This window comes from Proteiniphilum sp. LBM24028 (genome assembly GCF_056629195.1).
On the sequence record NZ_CM152817.1, the window covers coordinates 2,102,746 to 2,124,518 of the forward strand.

The 21,773-nt window shown below is 54.1% G+C and carries 16 protein-coding genes; 2 read left to right on the forward strand and 14 right to left on the reverse strand.

Annotated features, from left to right (window positions below):
- The first annotated feature begins 72 nt into the window (after positions 1 to 72).
- Positions 73 to 2,091, forward strand: a complete 2,019-nt coding sequence (locus AC1HCU_RS08205) for an OPT family oligopeptide transporter (RefSeq protein WP_480365077.1) — start codon at positions 73 to 75, stop codon at positions 2,089 to 2,091.
- A 157-nt stretch (positions 2,092 to 2,248) separates the two neighbouring features.
- Here AC1HCU_RS08205 and AC1HCU_RS08210 read toward each other — a convergent pair whose 3' ends face one another.
- Positions 2,249 to 3,022, reverse strand: a complete 774-nt coding sequence (locus AC1HCU_RS08210; RefSeq protein ID WP_321722037.1) for an ABC transporter permease — start codon at positions 3,020 to 3,022, stop codon at positions 2,249 to 2,251.
- Between the two features lie 42 nt (positions 3,023 to 3,064).
- Complete coding sequence (locus AC1HCU_RS08215) at positions 3,065 to 3,808, reverse strand: ABC transporter ATP-binding protein (RefSeq protein ID WP_480365079.1); 744 nt, start codon at positions 3,806 to 3,808, stop codon at positions 3,065 to 3,067.
- A 91-nt stretch (positions 3,809 to 3,899) separates the two neighbouring features.
- Here AC1HCU_RS08215 and AC1HCU_RS08220 point away from each other — a divergent pair, with 91 nt between their 5' ends.
- Positions 3,900 to 4,280, forward strand: a complete 381-nt coding sequence (locus tag AC1HCU_RS08220; RefSeq protein WP_480365082.1) for an AAA family ATPase — start codon at positions 3,900 to 3,902, stop codon at positions 4,278 to 4,280.
- Between the two features lie 209 nt (positions 4,281 to 4,489).
- Here the strand turns inward: AC1HCU_RS08220 and AC1HCU_RS08225 are convergent, their stop codons facing one another.
- From AC1HCU_RS08225 to pflA, 12 genes are all read right to left on the reverse strand, one after another.
- Complete coding sequence (locus AC1HCU_RS08225; RefSeq protein ID WP_480365084.1) at positions 4,490 to 5,044, reverse strand: DUF4625 domain-containing protein; 555 nt, start codon at positions 5,042 to 5,044, stop codon at positions 4,490 to 4,492.
- A gap of 178 nt (positions 5,045 to 5,222) precedes the next feature.
- Positions 5,223 to 7,415 (reverse strand): TonB-dependent receptor, encoded by a 2,193-nt coding sequence (locus tag AC1HCU_RS08230; RefSeq protein ID WP_480365086.1) that lies wholly within the window; start codon positions 7,413 to 7,415, stop codon positions 5,223 to 5,225.
- A 37-nt stretch (positions 7,416 to 7,452) separates the two neighbouring features.
- Positions 7,453 to 7,866 (reverse strand): Fur family transcriptional regulator, encoded by a 414-nt coding sequence (locus AC1HCU_RS08235; protein WP_480365088.1) that lies wholly within the window; start codon positions 7,864 to 7,866, stop codon positions 7,453 to 7,455.
- 268 nt (positions 7,867 to 8,134) lie between these two features.
- Entirely contained in the window at positions 8,135 to 9,208 is a 1,074-nt protein-coding gene (locus AC1HCU_RS08240; protein ID WP_480365090.1) for a GDP-L-fucose synthase family protein, read from the reverse strand.
- A 221-nt stretch (positions 9,209 to 9,429) separates the two neighbouring features.
- Positions 9,430 to 10,485 carry a GDP-mannose 4,6-dehydratase gene (gene gmd, locus AC1HCU_RS08245; RefSeq protein WP_480365092.1) on the reverse strand — a complete coding sequence of 352 codons (1,056 nt, stop codon included), beginning with the start codon at positions 10,483 to 10,485 and terminating at the stop codon, positions 9,430 to 9,432.
- Positions 10,486 to 10,563: 78 nt separating this feature from the next.
- The gene (locus AC1HCU_RS08250; protein WP_480365094.1) at positions 10,564 to 11,469 is read right to left on the reverse strand and encodes a metallophosphoesterase family protein; all 906 of its coding nucleotides are present in this window, start codon (positions 11,467 to 11,469) and stop codon (positions 10,564 to 10,566) included.
- 106 nt (positions 11,470 to 11,575) lie between these two features.
- Positions 11,576 to 13,039 (reverse strand): hypothetical protein, encoded by a 1,464-nt coding sequence (locus AC1HCU_RS08255; protein ID WP_480365097.1) that lies wholly within the window; start codon positions 13,037 to 13,039, stop codon positions 11,576 to 11,578.
- Positions 13,040 to 13,076: 37 nt separating this feature from the next.
- A complete protein-coding gene (locus AC1HCU_RS08260) occupies positions 13,077 to 15,878 on the reverse strand; it encodes a M16 family metallopeptidase (protein WP_480365098.1) in 2,802 nt (933 codons plus the stop codon).
- A complete protein-coding gene (locus AC1HCU_RS08265) occupies positions 15,878 to 16,342 on the reverse strand; it encodes a hypothetical protein (protein ID WP_480365100.1) in 465 nt (154 codons plus the stop codon). The genes AC1HCU_RS08260 and AC1HCU_RS08265 overlap by 1 nt, the downstream gene beginning before the upstream one ends.
- A 12-nt stretch (positions 16,343 to 16,354) precedes the next feature.
- Positions 16,355 to 17,779, reverse strand: coding sequence for a RagB/SusD family nutrient uptake outer membrane protein (locus AC1HCU_RS08270; RefSeq protein WP_480365102.1), 1,425 nt, complete (start codon positions 17,777 to 17,779; stop codon positions 16,355 to 16,357).
- A gap of 25 nt (positions 17,780 to 17,804) precedes the next feature.
- Positions 17,805 to 20,849, reverse strand: coding sequence for a SusC/RagA family TonB-linked outer membrane protein (locus AC1HCU_RS08275; RefSeq protein ID WP_480365105.1), 3,045 nt, complete (start codon positions 20,847 to 20,849; stop codon positions 17,805 to 17,807).
- A 173-nt stretch (positions 20,850 to 21,022) separates the two neighbouring features.
- Complete coding sequence (gene pflA / locus AC1HCU_RS08280; RefSeq protein WP_480365107.1) at positions 21,023 to 21,742, reverse strand: pyruvate formate-lyase-activating protein; 720 nt, start codon at positions 21,740 to 21,742, stop codon at positions 21,023 to 21,025.
- Between the last annotated feature and the right edge of the window lie 31 nt (positions 21,743 to 21,773).

The window sequence follows — 21,773 nt, forward strand, 5'->3', positions numbered from 1 at the left end:
TTACGTTTTTTTTTGTATTTTCGGCAAAATTTTGATAATAAGCGATCAGCGGTCAGCTAAAAAACCAGACATATGGAACAGAACCAGGAAAAGAAAATTACCGAATTGCCCGACAACGCCTACCGGGAGTTACAACCGGGAGAAGAGTACAAACCCGTGCTGCCGGCAGACAAACCCGTCACCGAAGTCACAGGCTGGTCCGTCGGTATGGGCCTCCTGATGGCCGTCATCTTCTCGGCAGCAGCCGCCTACTCGGGACTAAAGATCGGGCAGGTCTTTGAGGCAGCCATACCCATCTCCATTATTGCCGTAGGTGCCTCGGCTGCCTTGCGCAAGAAGAATGCACTGGGGCAGAATGTCATTATCCAGTCCATTGGCGCCTCCTCCGGTGTCATCGTCGCCGGTGCCGTCTTCACCATTCCCGGGCTCTACATCCTCCAGGCCAAATATCCGGAGATGCAGATAAACTTCTGGCAAATCTTCTTTTCGTCGTTGCTTGGCGGCTTCCTCGGCATTCTCTTCCTGATTCCCTTTCGAAAATATTTTGTGAAGGATATGCACGGCAAGCTACCTTTCCCCGAGGCGACCGCCACCACCGAGATCCTGATGACCGGCGAGAAGGGCGGCAACAAAGCCCGCCTGCTTATCACCAGCGGGATCATTGGCGGACTGTTCGATTTCTGTTTCTCCACCTTCCGCCTCTGGAGTGAGGAGATCACCACCCGCATCATTCCCGCCGGCGCCCTGATGGCCGAGCGGTTCAAGATGGTGATCAAATTCAACGTGAGTGCCCTCATATTCAGCTTCGGCTACCTCGTGGGTCTCCGCTATGCGCTCATCATCACTGTCGGCTCACTCCTCTCCTGGCTGGTACTTGTTCCCCTGGTCAATGAAATCGGGGCAGTGGCAGCAACCATCGGCGGTGGCGTCAACCCCTTTGCCGACATGTCTGCCGAAGCCATCTTCACCACCTATGTGCGGCCCATTGGCATCGGGGCCATTGCCATGGCCGGCATTATCGGCATCATCAAGTCTTCCGGCGTCATCGGCAGTGCCTTCACGCTGGCTACCGGAAAAAAGATCACCAGCGGAGGAGAGCAAAATAAGGAGAAACGTACCGGGCGCGACCTGAAGATGTCTTTCGTGGCACTCTTCCTCTTCCTCACCCTCATCGCCGTCTTTATTTTTCTTCTCCTTGGAGTAAAGATCACCCTGGTGCAGGCCGTCGTTGCCCTGCTTGCCATCACCGTAATATCATTCCTCTTCACTACCGTTGCCGCCAACGCCATCGCCATCGTGGGCACCAACCCGGTATCGGGAATGACCCTGATGACACTCATTCTCTCATCGGTAATCCTCGTGGCCGTAGGACTCGAGGGATGGCAGGGCATGGTGAGCGGCCTCATCATCGGCGGCATTGTCTGCACCGCACTCTCCATGGCGGGCGGCTTTATTACCGACCTCAAGATCGGATACTGGATTGGCACCACCCCGGCAAGGCAGGAGTCGTGGAAGTTCCTCGGCACGCTGGTTTCCGCCGCCACCGTGGGTGCCGTGATTTTCATACTCAATGAGGCCTATGGCTTCGTCGCCACCCCCGAACATCCCAACCCCATGGTCGCCCCCCAGGCCAACGCCATGGCAGCCATCATCGAGCCCCTCATGGCAGGGAGCGGCGTCAGCTGGGTACTCCTCGGCATCGGTGCCGTCATTGCCATACTGGTCAACTGGCTGGGTGTCTCGCCGCTGGCCTTCGCTCTGGGCATGTTCATTCCGCTGCAGCTCAATACCCCGCTCGTGGTAGGTGGACTGCTTAATCACTGGATCAATAAAAACAAGAAAGATCCCAAACTCACCAATGCCCGTCACCAGCGTGCCATACTCATCTCCTCCGGCTTTATCGCCGGCGCGGCACTCTTTGGCGTGGTGGGCGCGCTCATCATCTTCCTCACAGGCAACAGCAACGCGCTCAATTCAAACCTGTGGGCCAACCCGCACGGTACAGGGGCACAGATCGCAGCACTCTTCGCCTTTCTCGGCCTGCTGGCTTATTTTATATGGGAGACGAAACGGGCAAAAAGGGAGGATTGATAAGTTTTAGCCGGCGATGTGTAGTCAATTCCGGCAGCAGAATGATCAGCAGTCAATTCCGGCAGCAGAATGATCAGCAGTCAATTCCGGCAGTGGAATGATCAGCAGTCAATTCCGGCAGTGGAATACCGATAAGAAAAGAGCTGACTGTCGGCCACTATTTCAACTGTGCCCTCTGGTTAAAGAAAGTTGCTGACCCCCACCTTATTACCATAAAGACCGTGAGTACCACACTGCCCAGAATACCCAGCATCATGGCAATCTGATATTTGATCGCCAGCAGGGGCGGTGCACCGGCCAGAATCTGTCCCGTCATCATTCCGGGAAGAAACACAATGCCCATACCCATCATCGAGTTGATGGTGGGCAACAATGCCTGATGAAAGGCTCGTCCTGAAACCTCTCTCACAATCAGTGCCGGCTTTCCTCCCATCATAAGTGCATTTTCGATGAGGATACGGTTGTCCTTCATCCCGCCCAACAACGCATCAATGCCCAAGGTAATGCCGGTCATCGAGTTGCCTATCATCATTCCCGCGAGCGGAATAAAATACTGCGGCTTAAACCAGGGCTCTACCCTGAAGACCCACAACACGAAGAAGAAGATTGTGATGCCCGTACCAATGAACATCGCCACCGCCACAATCCGTTTCATGTCACGGGGCACGTCTCCCACCCGCTGGAAGGTATTCAATATCGCGAACCCCTGCATCAGTAGCAGGGCAATCAGGCTGAACCACACATTCGGATTATCGAAAATATAGGTGAGAATATAACCCACAATCACCAGCTGGATGGTCATCCTGAAAGTGGAGAGCAAAATCTCCCACTGGTGTCCCACCTTCTCACGTCGCAAGATTACGAGGAGAATCAACAGGAAAATATAAGCCGTTGCCAGGCCAATCAAAGTCACGTCCCTTATTTCATCCATAATCTTATTTTTATCGACAGGCAATTATTGTCTTCACAATTATCAGGTATCTTTCAGCGTTTCAACTCTTTGAATCTTTCCGTCGAACAGCGTGATCATCACATCTGCAAACCTCTCCGCCACACTTGTCGCGTGGGTCACCGTGATCAGGGTGACTCCCCGTTCCCTGGCATAATCCACCACCATGCGGATGATGAAGTCCTCCGTCTCATCATCCAGCGCCGAGGATGGCTCATCCAGCAAAAGAGTCTCCGGTTGCAGCAGCAATACCCTGGCCAGTGCCACGCGTTGCTTCTCACCTCCCGAAAGGTTCATGGTATCTGTCTCCAGGGGCAGCTTCAGCCCCACCTGTTGCAGCAGATCCCTATAGACCGCATCTCCCGCGGCCTCCCGTTCGGCAAACCGTAACGTCTTCCCGAAATTATCCCTGATGCTGCCGCTGAACATAAGCGGCTGCTGGGGTAACATCATCACCTCCCGGCGCAAGGCGACCGGGTCGTACGTCTCAATCCCCTTCCCCTTGTAAAGGATGGTGCCACTGTCTGCCGATATCAGATTGTTCAACAGCTTCAGCAGTGTTGTCTTGCCTCCGCCACTCTTTCCCACGATGCAGGTCACCCGCTGTGCTTTCAGCTTCAGCTCGTCCACAGTCAGGATATCCCGGAATTTCACATTTTCAAGTTCGAACATCTTGTATTCAGGATCGGTATAATGCCCTTGTTTAAAATTGCCGGACCCCATACTGCAAAGATAATACTTGTTGCACGATGCCGCAAAATCTGCCAAAACTTGTCATCTTTGTCCTCAGTTTTTATGCTGACAGCTTCCATTTATTTATGTAATTCCGCAATTCAACTTCAGATTTACATAAAAAGAAATGGAGAAAAAGTTTATCAAAAGAGATTTAAGCGATGTAATGCTTGAAATGTACCAATATTTTCCGGAAATCACGATAACGGAGCCCCGCCAATCTGGAAAAACCACGCTGTTGCGGAAAGTATTCGATAAGCTTCCTTACTACTCGCTTGAAAATTTAGATACGAGGCGTTTTGCTTTGAACGGTCCATTGGGATTCCTTTCCGGGCATCCCGAAGGAATGATTCTGGATGAAGCTCAAAATGCGCCTGATCTGCTTTCCTATATGCAGGGTTTGGTAGATGAGAAACCTAAAAAACGTTTTGTACTTTCGGGTAGTTCCCAATTCTCAGTAATAAAACAAATTACCCGATCGCTTGCCGGACGAACAGGTGTGTTGTAATTATTGCCATTATCTTATCGTGAAGTAAAAGAGATGGCGGATCAGGAAACCTTTTGTATGCCGGTGATTTTGAAAACACAACGGCAGAGATTCGACTGCTGAATTATAAAAGAACGAGTACTCTTTTCTAAGCTGAATCCTGATAGCTGAATCCTGATAGCTGAATCCTGATAGCTGAAACCTGATAGCTGAATCCTGATAGCTGAAACCTAATAAGATATAAATATCTCGTGCGACACAAACGACTCCTGTCCCGACTGGTCGGTGCAATAGACTATAAAATGATAATGACCTTCACGAAGCGGCTTTCCGTTCAAATTTTCCGGAATTACGATATACTGATGTGCCACCGTGACCTTTTTTCCACCCGCAATGGGCGTCGCTCCCAAGGCTATAAAATCGCTCTCCGCCCATGTTTTTTCAAAAGCCACGCTGTCCGTCGCTGCACGCATGCCGAAAGGCCGCAACCCTGTTTCGTAATCCGCAGCAGCCACCACCTCATTCCCGCCGGCAGCCTTTACAGCCGCGTTATGCTCGTGGCCATCGAAGGCACCGTGAATATTCACCTTGTATGATGCCAACGCCTCGTTGTCGCTGAACTCCACCTCAAAACGAATCGCACTTCCCGGCGTCACCACCTCATCCTCTGCCGGCTTCATTACCGTGATCACCGGCTTCTCTCTATCCACGTCCACCTTCTCACATGCAGTGAACGCCACGGCGCCCCACAAAACAATCCCTGTGAAATACAATGTTTTTTTCATACGACTAAAATTATTTATTTTCAATGGTGTCATATGGAACTCGCTTTAGTCATGATCTTGTGTGATAATGATTTTGACAAAGTCGATTACTTCGTAATTCATGCTCGTTTCATACGACTAAAATTATTTATTTTAAAATGTTTAACTTTTATTCACGCTCAACTGTCCGCTGTTCGCTCTAAAACGGGAACCTCACAATCACCTGTCCGTTCCTCCCGGGCTCCGGTGCATTCAGCCTGCGGTAGAAGCTCAGGTGATTCAGGAAAGCCCTGTCGAACAGGTTATCGATTTGAAAATCGACAACCACCTGCCGCCCGTTTATCCTCCAGTGGAGGTGAGCCGACAGGTTCCAGAGGGAGGTCCCGGGCGTCCGCGACTCATTTTTTGCGATCCTGTCCTGTGCCATCACCCCACGGTGTTCGAGCTGCAAAATATATTGCGTCAGCGCCCCACGGCCGTCACCGGTATAGGTGACATCCGTGGTAATCACCGTTGGCGGCGAGAAGGGCAAGGGATAGTGATCCCTGCTGTTCTGGTTGTAGACATACTCCAGCGCCGACGACAGATGCCATCGCTCAGTGGGAAGCCATTCCACGAGAGCCTCACCGCCCGTCATCCAGGCCTCCGCCTGCCGGTACCGGTAAATCTGACCCGCATGCGGGAGTATCGACCAGCTTCCCGTAGGCTCCAGGTAGATGTAGTTCGAAAACCACCCCAGAAAAGGATTCAGCGCAAGCCTGAACTGCTCTCCCCTGAACCTGTAATCCATATCAAGCTGATATCCCTTCTCCGGCTGCAATGCACTGTTGCCTTGCTCATGCCGGAAGGCGCCATGATGCAGTCCGTTCGAAGCCAGCTCATTCACCCCGGGATAACGGAAGCTCTTCCCCACATTCATCTTCAGCGTATGATGCGCGGAAGGCATCCATGCGAAGCCCGCCGATCCCGAAAGGTCGCCATAGGAGCTGCGCAGGGCTGCCGACCGCAATGCATAAAAACCGGCTTCCTCCATCGCAACCCCCTGCAGGATCAGATATTCCGCCAGCACGTCATCGTAATATTCCTCCACGCGCAGCCTCCCCGCATCGAAGCGAATGCCCCCCATGAGCAGGAAATGTTCCGTCACCTCCACCCGGTTCAGCCAGAAAGCACCGCCCGAATACCGTTCAAAGTCGGGCAACAAAAACGAATACCCTCCCACCCTGTTGTGCTGGGCCTCGGCGGAGAAGCCGAAAGTTTTCGACCATCGCTTCTCCTCATCCTGCAGCAGCCGCACATTTGCCGAGTAGGTCTTCAGCCTGAAGCGAAGCTCCAGATCCCCATCATCCACGGGCGGCTGCTGGTTACCATAATGTGTGTGAAAGGGAGACATCTCCTCCCGCAGGTTCTGCTGAAACCCCAGATCCAGGTCGATTGCCGCGCCAGGAGAAAGTCGCCATCTGTTGTTCAATATCCACTTGAAATGATTGGATGTGGCATAGGGCATCTCCACGTTACGCAGCGAGCCGTCCGGCACCAGCCTCGACAGGGACGGCATTCCGTGTGCACCGGGAAAGTAACCGTTCTTTCCGTAGATGTCCGACAAGTGCAGCCGGCTTTCAAACTTCTCACCCATGTAGGCGGCCGAGAAGGAAAGGTTTACCTCCCTGCCGGCCGTGTTTTTCATGCGGCGCCCGTATACCGGCATCTTCCACGACAGATAGTCGATGGTGTCTGCAGGAATGCGGAAGTCCGCGTAGCTTTGCACCGTGGCCCGCCCCCTGTAAAAGAAGTTTCCCCGCTTTAGCGATGCCATCACCGACGTCCCCAGCAGGTTATTGTTCGATTTCCCCATCAGCGTGGCATCACCCCAAAACAGATCGTTCTCCGGCAACCGGGGCGGCAGGATCTCGATGACCCCACCCATCGCATCAGACCCGTAAAAGAGCGACATCGGACCCTTATGCAGCCGTACGTTGTCCACATCATACTGGTCGATTTCCAGTCCATGGTCGGCCCCCCATTGCTGGTTCTGCTGCACGATGCCCCTGTCTACCACCGCCACGCGGTTGAATCCCAGCCCTCTTATCACCGGCTTCGAAAATCCCGCGCCAATGTTCATCGACGAAACACCCGGCAACGATGCCAGCGTCTGCACGAAGCCGGTGCTGTTGTTGCGAAGGAGGAAGCCTCTGCCTACCTCTTCCATGGGGAGAGTACTTATCTTCCCGGTTTCCTGTGCCGGTTTTGCCCGCACCGTTACCTGCGGCAAAAGGTAATGGAGCGAGTCGGCAACGCCTGTGGTAGCCTGCCGTGTTGTATCCGGAGGAAAAGCCGACGTATATGCAGTGGTTCCCGCAGTCAGGCAGAACAGGATCAGTAATATCTTCATTGAAAATAAATAAGAATGGGTTCACATCAAGTACCCATCAGGAAAGATGGTTGCAGTTGGCACACAATCCCTCCACAACGATAAACACTTCTCGTGTCACAAAATCGACAGGCAGCTCCGTGTCGAAATGCGATTTGCCCTCCAGGCACAACACTTCGTCGCACTTGCCACAATGGAAGTGCGCATGTATCGGATTTTGGTCCGAATGATGCCCGTTGAGCGCATATTTCACGGAGTTGTCGTGCAGCACGATCCGGTGAATCACATGCTGCTCCTCCAGGGTCTTGAGGGTACGGTAAAAGGTAACCCTGTCGAAGAGTTCCGGAAAGGGTCTTTTAATCTCCTCCTCCGATAAGGCCGATTCGCTTCGCAGCAATTCGGTCAGGATAAACTTCCGGCAACCGGTATTTTTTAGTTTATGGCGTTGTAATATTTCTTCTGCGGTCATCATGAAACAATCTTTCAAATGCAACAATATTGCAAATATAGATTGTTTTCACAAATATTCCAAATCTCGTTGTTAAAACTATTTTAATTCTTTAGACATCCAATGGGAACAATGTAAGTTCCATCGTCTCGAGGTCGTTGATTAAATCTTCCGGACCCACCTCCAAAGCGGCAGCAACAGACAATTCGGCCATTTGTGGGTATTTCGCTCGGTTATTTGTGAACATTCGGTTCGGTTATTTGTGGGTATTTTGTTCGGCCATTTATGGATATTAACCCTCCCACAGATACCATGCAACCAGCCGCTGCACTCCCTCTTCAATCTCAATGGCATGTTTCCATCCCAGGTTGTTTAGTTTGGTTACATCCGTCAGTTTGCGCAGTGTGCCGTCCGGTTTTGAAGCGTCGAAAGAAATCTCTCCACCATACCCCATGGTTTCTTTAATCAAATAAGCCAGGCCGCGAATGCTTATTTCCCTGCCTGTACCAATGTTGATGTGGCAGTTGCGCACATCGGCACCCGTTCCCTTCAGATCGGCAAAATTCACCCGCTCCATGATGAAGACGCAGGCATCGGCCATCTCCCCGCTCCAGAGGAACTCCCTCAACGGCGTCCCAGTACCCCAGAGCGACAGCCCTTGTTCCGTGATTCCATATTTTTGCAGCAGGCCGATGATCTCTTCCCTTGACCCACTGCCCGTCACTCCTTCCACGGGCCGCCGGTCCAGGTCCCTGCGCAGGGCGTCCCAATCCTGTTCGGCAAGGCTTCTGGCCAGATGTATCTTACGGATCATCGCCGGGAGCACATGACTCCGCTCCAGGTCGAAGTTGTCATTCGGCCCATACAGGTTTGTCGGCATCACCGCGATAAAGTTGGTTCCGTACTGCAGGTTGAAGCTCTCGCACATCTTCAGCCCCGCAATCTTGGCAATGGCATAAGGCTCATTGGTATATTCCAGGGGGCCCGTCAGCAGCGCATCCTCACGCATGGGCTGCGGCGCCTCCTTCGGATATATGCAGGTGCTGCCCAGGAAGAGCAGCTTCTTCACACCGTGGCGCCAGCTCTCCCCGATCACGTTATTTTGTATCTGCAGATTGCGGTAAATGAAATCGGCCCGATAGGTATTGTTGGCCACAATCCCCCCCACATGTGCCGCCGCCAGGAACACATACTCCGGCTGCTCCTCCTCGAAGAAACGCGCCACGGCCGGTCCATCCATCAGATCCAGCTCCCTGTGCGTCCGTCCCATCAGGTGGGTGTATCCCTTTTGTTTCAGGTTGTTCCAGATGGCCGACCCTACCAGACCCCGGTGGCCGGCAACATAAATTTTAGCATCTTTCTCCATTCAGATTATTTATTGCAGTAGATTTTTTTCTATCCCCGGAACTCCGAATTTTTCCGGTGTGCAACGAAGCCCTTCATTATTCTTTGGGTACCTGTCTAGCGAAGGTTTCGTAAAAACAGAAGTCAAGCGAAGCGACTTCTTCTCTTTTAGAAACCGAGACGATGACAGGTCAAAGAATAAGGACAGACGAGAAGCACACGGAAAAACTGATCTGCTGACCACTATTTCATCACCTTCTCCAAATCATGTTTCACCATCCTCCTCACCAGCTCCGGGAACGACGTCTTCGTCGGGTTCCAGCCCAGCAGGGTCCGTGCTTTCGTCGGGTCTCCCAGCAGCTGCTCCACCTCGGCGGGACGGAAATACTTCGGATCCACCTCCACCAGCACCCTGCCCGAAACCATGTCGATTCCCTTCTCGTGCACGCCCTCACCCTCCCAGCGCAGGTTAATTCCCGCCTCGGCAAAGGCCAGCGTGCAGAACTCCCTCACCGGGTGCATCTCCCCCGTGGCAATCACAAAGTCCTCCGGCGTGTCGTGCTGCAGCATCAGCCACATGCACTCCACGTAGTCGGGTGCATAGCCCCAGTCGCGTTTCGCGTCCAGGTTCCCCAGGTAGAGCTTGTCCTGCAGTCCCTGTGCTATCCGTGCTGCCGCGATGGTGATCTTCCGCGTCACGAAGGTCTCCCCCCTCCGTTCGCTCTCGTGGTTGAAGAGGATGCCATTCACGGCGAACATGCCATACGATTCCCGGTAGTTCTTTGTGATCCAGAAGCCGTAGAGCTTTGCCACGCCGTAAGGGCTGCGCGGGTAGAAGGGCGTTGTTTCCCTTTGCGGCACCTCCTGCACCAGGCCAAACAGCTCCGATGTGGATGCCTGGTAGATGCGCGCCCTCTTCTCCAGCCCGAGAATGCGCACCGCCTCCAGCAGCCGCAGTGTGCCCACCGCATCGGTCTCCGCCGTGTACTCCGGCACGTCAAAGCTCACCTTCACGTGGCTCTGTGCCGCCAGGTTGTAAATCTCGTCCGGCTGAATCGTCTGTATCACCCGTATCAGCGAGCTCGAGTCCGTCATATCCGCGTAATGCAGATTGATCAGTCGCTTCTGGTGCATGTCGCGCACCCACTCGTCGAGGTAAAGATGCTCAATACGCCCGGTATTGAATGAACTGGAGCGGCGCATCAGTCCGTGTACCTCATACCCCTTTTCCAGCAGAAACTCCGCCAGGTATGAGCCATCCTGCCCTGTGATTCCGGTAATTAACGCTGTTTTTTTCATCGTGCTGTTTTATGACAGTTATCGTTGCAAAGATAAACTATAAATTCATTCAGCCGAAAAAAATTACAGCCCGGTTGTTCAAAGTTTGTCCCCCCCTGCCGGCGCCGGATCATATTCCACATGGCGGTAATCCACGCTGTTATCCTCGTTTACGTCGATCACCAAGAAACTCTTCTCCATTTCGTTCATTTTTCCCATCCACCACTTGCCGGAAAAGGAGGGAGCCGAGATCACCGTCGTCTTGTTCAGGATATGCAGCACCTCGTAGTAGTGAATATGTCCCTGCAGGATGAGCCGTAGGTTTTTGTCCTTGAACAGCTCGACAACCTCCCCGCTGTTTTCGATGGCGATCTTGTTGCTGTTGGGCTTGGTACCACCGCCGTACCACTGGGAAAGCGTAGTAATCAGCGGCACGTGCACCATCACGGTCACCGGCGTCGTGTCGGCCACCTGCTCCAGATCTTTCCTGAGCCACTCCAGCTGGAGCGAGTCCACCCTTCCCTCATAACTTCGGTCTTCGGTCAGCACCATGTCGTCCAGGGCAATAAAATGCCATCCCCTATGGTCGAACGAATAGTACCGGGGACCGAAATATTTCTCGTAAAACTGCTTGCCGAAGAGAGGGTGGTCCACCCCCGTTTTTCGGTCATACACCGCAAAGTGATCGTGGTTGCCGATGGCATAGTACAGCGGTGCCTCCAGCTTTGCCGCCTTCTCCAGGAACAGCGATGCCTGCTCCTCCGCGTCGCCCTGCGTCCGTCTCAGGGCATCATACACAATATCTCCGCCCACCAGGATAAAGTCCGGGTTCAGCTTGTTGATGGTGTCGATGGCCGCATCCATGGCCCGGGGTGCATCGTTTTTATCGTGATAATGCACATCCGACATAAACACAAACCGGAAACTCTCCTGTGCTCCCAGGCTGCCTATATGCAAGCTGAACAAGATAAGGAAGATGCATGGCAGGTAATATTTTTTTATCATAAGGTATCTCTGTTTTTTTTGAAAAGAATAAAAATGAGGAAAGGGTTTAACCCGTTACAGACAGTCAAACCCTTTCATACTCCTCAACCCCTATAATCCGATTCCCTTATTGTCCCGGGGCATCGTATTTATAGCTAAAGATCCTGCGGTTCTTGGTATAAGCCAGGTAGGCCTTTCCGTCGGGAGCAAAGCCCAGATATAGATCATCGGCTTCGTTCGCTTCCAGTACGTGGGGCGCTGTCCAGTCCTGTGTGTCCTTATCGAGGGAGACCACCGTGGGGAAATTGGTTTCGTTCCGGTAGAAGAGGTACGGTACGCCCAGCGGGGAAAGGGCCAGGTCAAATTTGAGCGACGATCCCGTGGCGGCGGTGATCGGGTTGCCTACCGGCGTCACCTTTTTTGTCTCCGCATCCACTTTAATCACCCTGCTTTTTTCCGCCCCGTCGTTGCTGTTGTCGGAAAAGGCCACGTACACGTCACCCTGCTGATTCACGGCGATGTCGAAATCTCTCAGGCTGATAGCCGTCGCTTTCTCGTCGCTCCACTTGTCAAGAAGCGTCGTCCAGTTGTTGTTGGCATATTTATACACCGAGATGCTGTTGGGCGAGACGGCATTGTAGACACCCAGGTAGAGAACATCATCCATTGTTTCCGACACCTGCAGGTATGCCACCAGGTCCGACGCCCTTCCAGGGATTGTTGCATTGTAAGTCCAGGCACCGTTCCCGTATGTGTTGACGCTCAGTTCCCTTCTCGCAAGCACATTGTCGCGGGCATCGTAGGTGGCCATCAACATCAGCTTGTCTCCCACATAGTTGAGAGTATTGTAGCTAACCTTGTTGGTAGTAGCCGCGGTATCGCCCACGAAGTTCCATTTGGTGCCGCTGAGTGCCTTCACCGATGCCTGCTGGGAGATTTTATTCGTATAGTCGACATACGAAACCACTGGCTGATTCCCGGCGTTGAACGCGATGTCCATATAGGAGCCCACGCGTCCTTCAGATACCTTTCCGAGCGACGACCAGGCGCCATCCTTCAGCGCCAGTACCCCCAGTGCCTCGTCGTCCGACAATTCCCTGTCCATCTTGTAGGCAATGTAGGGGGTGCCTGCAGGGCTTACTTTCATGACCAGCGAAACAGCCGAGTCGCCGGTTACCGGGGGCAGCGCCGTCCACACGTAGGCGGGAGCTTTGCCGATGGTCACGGTATACTTCACGTTTGTCGTGCCTTCCGACACAAAATAATCCACCGGCACGGTAAAGTCGTTCACGGTGACTCCGCTCTGCTGCGCCACGTTGCCCACTTTCACCTCGTCATTTTCTGTGACGGTGAAGCGTGCCACCAGCTTGCTTTTATCTACCTCCTCGGGGAGCAACACGGTGATGTTTGTCTGCGTCACCGGCGAGATTTCATAATCCTGCACAATCAACCCCTCGTTGTCTTCCACATAGAACCCAAAAGAGGTCATTTTGGCCTCGTAGACAATTACCTCCGGTTCGTCGTTCGAGCAGGAGGCCAGCAGGCCGGCCAGTAAGATGCCCGCAGATAGAAATAAACTTTTCAATTTCATAATTACATCTGTTTATTGATTAGTGATTAGTCTGTTTTTATTTTATTTTGGGAAGCAATACCGCTTCAATCATGCTGTTTTCGCTGTAGTACTCCTTCAGGTAGGCGGCCAGCTCCTCTGGGGTAATGCTGCGTACAAGGTCCGGGAAGGTGGAAACATAATCCCACTTCTCTTCTTCGTTAAACGCGCTGTTCCGGATAAAGGAGCTCCAATAGGTATCCCGCTGCACGTTCACCGCCATGTCGTTGATCAGGCTCAGCTTCACATTTTCCAGTTCCGGGACAAAGCTCTGCGGGTTTGCAGCCATCCCGTTCAGGATGGTTCTGACCTGGTCAATCAGCAACCGGCAGTTGTCGGGATTCGTGGCAAAGGAGATTGTGTTCCGTGCCAGTTCGGCAGGATATTTCCGCGAGCCGGCGCTCACGCTCACGCTATACACCATGCCCATCTTCTCTCGAAGCTCCGCAAGAAGCTTCATCCGCAGCACGTCGCTCATCAGGTCGCCTTTCAGGCCAAAGCGCTGCGTATCGTCGGGGATGTCGTCATACTGAAAGATCAGCGAGACAATGCCCCGTTCCGAATCGCCGGCGGCACGCGTCAGCTGCGCGGCGGTGGTTCTTATTTTTCCACCGTCGTAGCGGTACGGCGTTTCGCCGTTCCCCTCCGAGGCAGGCAGAGAGGCAATGTATCTCTCTATGTAGGGAGTCAGCCTGTCGAGTCCCATGTCCGAAACAATCACAAAGGTGAACCCGTTGGCATCTCCAAAGGCCTGATGGAATAAGGGCACCATGCGGTCGAACTGCAGCTGGGCCTCCATCACCGAGTCGGTCATCTCCCGGGTCACGTAGTCCACCCCCTTCATCAGGTCGTTCAGGTCCTGGTAAAAAATGGTCTGGTCGGTAATGTTCTTGTTCCGGTAGTTCTCGATGGCTCTTTTCTTCGTCAGCTCGAATACCGAAGAGTCCGCCTTGGGCTGTGTCCATTTCAGATAAAGCAGCTGGAACATGGTCTCCACATCTTCGGCCGAAGCTCCTGCCACCATGCCGGCCCTTGTGCTCTCTATCAGCATCCGCACCGACGAGGAGTTGCCGGCAAGGTAGTAAGAGAGCTCGTCTTTCGAAAAATCGCCTGCTCCGCTCAGGGAGACCACGTTGGGAGCGAATAACCCGCTCACGTACTCCGTGGAGTCCAGCGCATAGAGGCCTCCCTTCTTGTAGGCCGACATGCTTACCCGCTCCTTTCCGGAGACTGCCTCCTTGTAGATCACCCTCACCCCGTTGGACAAGTACAGCTCGGTCCCGTCAATGGCCGGTATCTTCTTTTCGCCGAGTATGCGTCCCGCTTCCGGTTCCGTCTCCAGCAACTGTGAAGGCGGGTCAATTTCCAGGCGGTAGGGGCCGATTGGTTTCTGGTGGATGGAATCCACAAACCGGAGCAGCCGCACGGAGTCGGCCAGGCTGTTCTCCTCAAAGGAGGAGAAGATGTAGTGCATACGGCCGGGGTCAGCCAGCCCGTGTAGCATGCGGACAAGGGAGAGCGAGTCGACACGGTCGATATGCTCCTTCGTCAGCCGGTACTCCACCTCCGGGGTGGTGATGGCGTAGTCCTTGTAAAAATCGGCATACAGCTCCTCCATCAACGTGGCGGAGGCGACCGGCTGGACCGACGTGGCCGCCCTCTCCTTCGAACTGATAATGGACTTTTTCACCTTCTCAATCTCGGCGGGAAGAAATCCGTATTGGTATATTTGCGAGAGCTGCGAGGTAAAGAGTGCGACACCCTCCTCAATCGCGTCGGGCTTCAGCTCCACCGACGCCATCAGGATGCCCTTCGCATTCAGGAAGTCCGACACCCCCAGGCTCCCGTTTACATATCCGTTGTTGGTAAACGACAGTGCGTTCAGCCTGTTTCTGAACAGCCTGTTCAGGATGGTGCGCTGCAGGTAGGGGTAATAGTCGCTTTCCTTCCTCACCGGCTCCGAGTGCGGCACAAGCTGAATCATCGTCAGCTCGGCTTTCTTCAGGTTCTTGTTGATCACCACCCTTGCGGCTGCCTCCCCGTAGTCGGGGATGGTATGGTGCACCGGACGCTCTTTCCGCCGGCTCTTCATGCCCGAGAACTTGCTGCGGATCATCTTCTCCGCCTTTGCCGGATCCACATCGCCCACGATGGCCACGGCGGCCAGCGAGGGATGGTACCACCGCTCGTAATAATTGCGCAGCGTCGCATACTGGAAGTTGCGGATCACGGCCGTGTCGCCGATCACTTTCCTTCTGTCGTAGATCGAGTTGTTCATCAGCTCACTCAGCAGCACATCGCCCACTTCGGCTTCCGGCTTTTGCTTCGAGAGCCATTCCGACAAGATCACCCCTCTCTCCGCATCCACCTCCTGCTCTTCCAGCAGGAGCCCGTCCAGCCAGTCCGCGAGAATGGTCAGCGTGGTATCCACCATCCCTCCGGTGGTGGGAAGCTTCAGCTTGTATACCGTCTCGTTGTAGGAGGTATGCGCATTCAGGTCTCTCCCGAATTTGGCCCCTTTCGACTCCAGAAAGCTCACCAGCCCGTTTCCGGGAAAGTGTGTGGTCCCGTTAAAGGCCATGTGCTCCAGGAAATGGGCAAGCCCCCTCTGCTCGTCGGTTTCGTTCACCGAGCCCGATTTGATGAAGAGCCTGTACACGGCCTCGCCTTTCGGGTAGTCGTTGGGGTAAATATAGTATGTAAGCCCGTTCTTCAGGGTGCCTTTCACCAGCTGCGGATGCTGCGGGATCTCCTTTGCGAAGGCAGTAAATACAAACAGCAGCAGCAAAAGCAGGACAGGTGGTTTCTTCTTAAAAAACATTATATCTTGGTTATGGTAAGTATCGACTGATTCTGCGCCGGCCCGGGCAATCCTATGGAGTACCCCTTGTCGTTGCTGATCAGTCTGATTTTAATCGTGTTGTCTTTTGCCGGATCCACCGGGTTGGGCATCCACTGGATGCGGATGGGCATGTCGTATATTCCCGGAAGGAAGGTCAGGCTGTTCTCCTTGTTCAGCAGCCGGTAGTCCACTCCCTCCTTCAGCCCATCACCCACAATCACCTCATAGGTCACCGTCACCGTTTCGTTCGTGGCCGGAGTGCTCATATACACATTGTAGGTACCCACCATGTTGGCTTTTGCGGAAACCGTCACCGAGGATGCTTCGTTCACCATGATGTGAAAAAACTTCAGGTCGTAGGGAGGGTTCTCATTCAGCCCGCACGAGGTGCACAACAGGGCTGTGAAAACCAGGATAGGAAAATATTTTTTTATCAGTCTCATTGTCGTGTTCAATTAATTGTTTACCGTGGGATTTCCCTGCATGTTCGTGTTCGCATTCAGCTCCGACTGGGGAATGGGCAGCACAAACAGGTCGTTCGGATACGGAAGGAACGCCACGTTGGAACCGGTACCTTCGCCCCTCACCAGATGATCGTTCATTCTCACAATATCGAAGAAGTTGTGTCCCTCGAAGCAGAGCTCCTTGGCCCTCTCCCTTTTAATCAGATGCAGCAGCTCCCCGTTGTTCGCGTAGTCGATCCGCACCTCCGACACATCTTTACCCAGGGCCCTGGCCAGAAGCGCTTTCAGGTCGCCTGCCGCCCTGGGCGCATCTCCTTTTTTCAGATAGGCTTCCGCCCTGTTCAGGTACATCTCCGACACCCGGAGAATAAAGGGATCGTATCGCTCCTGCTCCGGCGTATAGTCCGTTTTTATCCGGTACTTCGTGGTGATCTTCTGCTCGTTGCTGTCGTCGGTCGCGAACAGTTGCAACCGGATATCTTCGGGGTCCGTATAGAGACTCATCAACGTGTCGGCAGCATGGACCATCGGCTTCCCGGAAGAGAAGAAGATGCCCAGCGACTTGCTTTTCAGCGTCCCGTTCAGGCGGAAGATCGCCTCCTTGCCGGCAGTCAGTCCATGATACATGGCCAGGTAGTCGTCTCCCCGGGCCAGCGGCACCGCCTCCATGGTCTTTGTGGCATAGAGGATGGCGTTGTCCCAGTCCCCCTTGTAGAGGTACACCCTGCCAAGCAGGGCCCACACGGCTTCTTTCGACACGTGGTAGGCATCCTGCATGGGCCGGTCGCCAAAGAGCCCCTCCGCCTCCTGCAGGTCCTTGATGATCTGGTCGAACACCTGCTTCGCCGTCGCGCGGGAAGGCAGATCGTCCGGTCCCGGCGTCACCAGCAGAACCGGTACCCCCGGGTGCGACGCATCGGCCGTATAGTTGTAAGGCTGGGCATAGGTCCTGTACAGGTCGAAATGACAAAGCGCCCTCAGAAACAGCGCCTGGGCCTGCACCCGTTCAATCTCCGCCTTCTGGTTCGGATAGGCATCCTTCAACGGCGGCGCATACTCCAGCACGTTGTTCACGTTTGCCAGTGCCTCCAGGATCTTTCTCCAGATATATCCCACGGCACCCACCTCCTGTTGCGGGTCGGAGGTGAAATTATACTGATCGATCATCTCCACGTCGGCGCTCACCACATTCAGGTCCACCATGTTGCCGGCCACCTCGGGATATTTGTAGAATTCGGAAGAGTAATAGCTGTACATCTTGCTGTAGCTTCCCGACAGTCCCGCCTTCAATCCCGGCACGTCGGAGAAAAAGTTGGGCATCGTTGTCCTGCCCACCGTCTCCACCTCCAGGAAGTCGCACGATGCAACAAACAGCAGGAGGGAGCCCATGATTCCTATTTTCGATATTGACTTCATACGTTTATTTTTTTGTGCGCTATCATTAAAAACTCAGATCGATTCCCAGTGAGAAGCTTGTTTCCACCGGATAGCCGCTCATGGATTGCTTGTAGCTGTTTCTCTCTTTCTTGTCGTAGGGAGTCCAGACAAGCAGGTTGTCCCCGATCAGATGAATCTTTCCGCCCGACACGCCCACCTGCTTCAGAAAACGCTCCGGCAGGGCGTAGCTCAATGCAATATTTTTGAATTTCACATGGGTCGTCTTGTAGATGTGGCGTGTAGAGCTCATGACCGACCGTGTGGAGGTACCCCAGATCGGTTTCGGGGAAAGCGCCACGTCGCCCGGCTTCTGCCAGCGGTCCAGCTGGTTCACCGACTGGTTTTCCGACATGATGTTCAGTCCGTCCGACATCACGTTCCGTCCGAAGGTGCTGAAGCCGTATCCTCCCAGCACATAGGAGAAGAGCGCCCTGACCGAGAAATCCTTGTAGGTCAGCTGGGAGGTGATTCCTCCGGTAAGGTCGGGCGAGGAAGTTTTCCAGGGCACCCTGTTCTGGTCGTTGTAGGTCCTGGTCAGGTTTCCTTCGCTGTCGTACCAGAGCGGCGCCCCGTCGCGGGGGTCCACCCCTGCCCAGCGGATAATGTAATAGGTATTCAGGTCATGCCCCTCTCTCCAGATGTAATTTCCCATCACCTTCTCCAGGCCGTTGTAGAGTTCGATCAGTTTGTTCCGGTTGTGGGCCGCATTCAGCTCCACCCACCAGTTCATGTCCTTGCTGTTGAGCAGTTCCACGTTCAGCGTGGCCTCGATGCCGCGGTTCACGATCTCGCCCGAGTTGCGGTAGCTTCTGGTGTCGCCGGTCGTCCTCGACACATCGAGGTTGCTCAGCAGGTTCACCGTCCTCTTGTTGTAAGCCTCAATCTCCAGGTCCGCACGGTCGAACATCTTTATGCGCAGCCCGAGGTTGGTGATATAGGCTGTTTCCCAGCTCAGCTTCTTGTTGGGGCTGCCCGACATCGTTCCGCCCAGCTCGCCCATATAGTTGTGGCTTTCGCCGTATGAGTACAATCCCAGGGCTTCCTGCGACCCTATTCGCGAGTTGCCGTTCGACCCGTAGGAGAGTTTCAGTTTCAGCACGTTGATCTTGTCCGCATCGAAGAACTCCTCGTTGTGGATGTTCCACGATGCCCCGGCAGAAGCAAAGTTGCCCCACTGCGAGTCCGAGCCAAAGCCCGAGTTGCCATCCCTGCGCGCGTTCACGGTAACATAATAGCGCCGGTTGAAATCGTAATTGCCCTGCAGGAAGTATGAGAGCGACCTGGAGACACTCCGTCCGCTGCTGCCATTCCTGTCCACCGCGTAGGAGACCTCCTTGATCCGGTCGTTGATAAAGCCCGATCCCCTTGCTCCCATGGTCCGCACGTCCTTCGAGCTTGCCTCGAATCCCAGCAGTCCGCCCACATGGTGCTGGCCGAACGATCGGCTGTAGTTCAGCCGCTCTATGGCCGTCCATGTAAGGAAGGTGGCGTTGTTGCGGTAGGAGTAGCCGATCCCTTCGCCGGTGGTCGACATCCCCGACCAGTTGGTCCTTGCACTGTAGAGATCCTCGTTCAGTCCCTGATAATCGATACCGAACTGAGTGGTAGAAGACAACCCCTTCAGGATGTCATATTTCAGGATCGCGTTCACGTTGGTCACCGCGGCTTTCTGCTTGTTGTCGTTCTCTTCCCTCTCCGGCACGGAGTTTAAAAAGCGCGACGTCTGCCATACCGGGTTGCCGGAAGCATCGAGCCCTGCCAGTGTTTTGTTGTAGAGCCGAAAGCTACCGTCTTCGTTTCGCGGCGAGTAGATGGGCAAATATTCGTAGTAGTCGTTCCCCGGCACAAACACATTGTTGATGTTGTAGGATGCCGCGTAGATGAGAGAGAAGTCCAGCTTGGGCGTCATCTTCATTTCCAGGTTACCTCTCAACGAGTAACGCTCCTGGTTGTTGCCGATGACGGTCGACCGGCCATTGTAATACCCTCCCGAGATATAGTACTTCAGGTCGTCCCTGCCTCCCGACAAGGAGAGGAAGGCGTTGGTCTGGGTTCCGGTATCGTAGAACACCTTCGACCAGTCGGTATCGGTGGTGCTGTACCGGTTCATGTCGTTATCCTGAAAGGGGAACGTACTCAGGTCGCGTCCCGAATTCAGGTACGACTCCCGTGCCAGCATCAGGTAGTCGCTTCCGTTCAGCACCTTGAAGCGGGCGCTCTGGTTTATTTGGGCTACCCCCGTGCGCAGCGAAAGGCCCACTTTTGTTTTGCCGGCCGCGCCTCCCTTCGTGGTGACCAGGATGACGCCGTTGGCGCCGTCCGCACCGTAGATGGAGGTCTCCGTGGCATCCTTCAGGATGGTGATGCTTTCAATATCATCGGCGTTCATGTACGAGAGGGGGCTGATCGAGGTGCTCATTCCTGCCACCATATTTGTCCTGTCGCCACTGAAGATGCGGGTGCCGTCCACAATCCACAACGGCTCGTTGGAGGCGCTCATCGATCCCTCTCCGCGCACCCTGAGGTTCAACCGTTGTTTGGTGCTCGAGGCGTCGTCCGAGTTGGGCAACACCTGCAAGCCCGGCACAATGCCCTCCAGCAGGTTATCCACGCGTCCCACCGGCAGTGTCTCAAGCCTTTCGGCATTCACCTGAAAGGCAGAGCCCACCATGTCGGTTCTTTTCTGCACCGTACCGTAGGCACCGATTACCACCACGTCGTCCAGCATGGCCACGTCCTCTTTCAGGGTGACGTCCAGCCTGCTTTTGCCGTCCCACACCCTCTCCTGCTTCTCAAACCCGATGTAGGAGAAGACGAGCGTAGCATTCGCCGGTGCTTTCAGCACGAAGTTACCGTCCAGGTCGGTCACCGTTCCATCCGAGGTGCCCTTTCTGACCACATTCACGCCAATCAGGCTCTCGCCGCTGGCATCTTTCACCGTTCCCCGCACCTCGCTGGTTTGTGCAAATGCCGGGAGGGAAGAGAGAGTGAAAAATAAAACAACACATCCCAAAAGATGTGTTTTCCAAAAGTTCGAACTTTTATCCATGTTCGCTGCGTATATATTTAACGATTATTATTGCTTGTACTTGAGATAAATACATAAAATAAGGTTACTTCCCTCCGGTTTCGCCCCCACATTTTACATGTTCATTCACAGCTACTTAATTTTAAGAAGCTGTAAAGGTAACAAAAAAACAGCAGCTGGCCATTCATTTTTAGCTATATTAACCCCGATTCTGCAAAAATTTCCCGTGCCCGTTCCAACCGGCCGGCCGAGAGCTCGGGCGTCTCCTCCAGCCGGTATTTTAATCCCATCTGCCCGTACTTGTGCGCCCCCATACGGTGGTAGGGCAGCAGCTCCACCTTTTCAATGCACCGGTAAGGCTTGAGGAACTCCGCTAACCGTTGCAGCAGCACATCGTCGTCGGTCCACCCCGGCACCACCACGTGGCGTATCCACGCGGGAATCTGCTTCTCCTCCAGGTAGTCCAGGCAGCGCAACGTATTGTTCATTTTGGCGCCGGTCAGCTCCTTGTGCTGCACCAAGTCAACCGATTTGATGTCGAGCAGCACCAGGTCCGCCGCCTCCAGCGTGTCGCGCGCGGCAGGGGTAAATATCGCGCCCGAGGTATCCAGCGCCGTATGAATGCCCTGTTCGCGGCAGAGCAGGAAGAACTCCCGCACGAAGTCCGCCTGCATCAGCGGCTCCCCGCCGGTCACGGTCACACCTCCCTTTGCGATAAAGTTCCTGTAGCGCATCACCTCCGCCAGCAGCTCCTCCGGTGTCAGCTGGTACTGTCCCGCTCGGTTCCTGTCCCAGCTGTCCGGATTGTGGCAATAGAGGCAGCGTAGCGGGCAGCCCTGCATGAATACCACGAAGCGTATTCCCGGGCCGTCCACCGTACCAAAACTTTCGAGAGAATGTATGTTTCCGATCATATTTTTTAGGAGTCAGGAGTCGGCGTTCAGG

Coding starts and splice junctions, on each gene's coding strand:
- AC1HCU_RS08240 (WP_480365090.1), bottom strand. CDS start 9,208: ATGGAGAAAGATGCTAAAATTTATGTTGCCGGCCACCGGGGTCTGGTA.
- AC1HCU_RS08250 (WP_480365094.1), bottom strand. CDS start 11,469: ATGATAAAAAAATATTACCTGCCATGCATCTTCCTTATCTTGTTCAGC.
- AC1HCU_RS08230 (WP_480365086.1), bottom strand. CDS start 7,415: ATGAAGATATTACTGATCCTGTTCTGCCTGACTGCGGGAACCACTGCA.
- AC1HCU_RS08220 (WP_480365082.1), top strand. CDS start 3,900: ATGGAGAAAAAGTTTATCAAAAGAGATTTAAGCGATGTAATGCTTGAA.
- AC1HCU_RS08225 (WP_480365084.1), bottom strand. CDS start 5,044: ATGAAAAAAACATTGTATTTCACAGGGATTGTTTTGTGGGGCGCCGTG.
- AC1HCU_RS08260 (WP_480365098.1), bottom strand. CDS start 15,878: ATGTTTTTTAAGAAGAAACCACCTGTCCTGCTTTTGCTGCTGCTGTTT.
- AC1HCU_RS08270 (WP_480365102.1), bottom strand. CDS start 17,779: ATGAAGTCAATATCGAAAATAGGAATCATGGGCTCCCTCCTGCTGTTT.
- AC1HCU_RS08265 (WP_480365100.1), bottom strand. CDS start 16,342: ATGAGACTGATAAAAAAATATTTTCCTATCCTGGTTTTCACAGCCCTG.
- gmd (WP_480365092.1), bottom strand. CDS start 10,485: ATGAAAAAAACAGCGTTAATTACCGGAATCACAGGGCAGGATGGCTCA.
- AC1HCU_RS08255 (WP_480365097.1), bottom strand. CDS start 13,039: ATGAAATTGAAAAGTTTATTTCTATCTGCGGGCATCTTACTGGCCGGC.
- AC1HCU_RS08235 (WP_480365088.1), bottom strand. CDS start 7,866: ATGATGACCGCAGAAGAAATATTACAACGCCATAAACTAAAAAATACC.
- AC1HCU_RS08210 (WP_321722037.1), bottom strand. CDS start 3,022: ATGGATGAAATAAGGGACGTGACTTTGATTGGCCTGGCAACGGCTTAT.
- AC1HCU_RS08205 (WP_480365077.1), top strand. CDS start 73: ATGGAACAGAACCAGGAAAAGAAAATTACCGAATTGCCCGACAACGCC.
- pflA (WP_480365107.1), bottom strand. CDS start 21,742: ATGATCGGAAACATACATTCTCTCGAAAGTTTTGGTACGGTGGACGGC.
- AC1HCU_RS08275 (WP_480365105.1), bottom strand. CDS start 20,849: ATGGATAAAAGTTCGAACTTTTGGAAAACACATCTTTTGGGATGTGTT.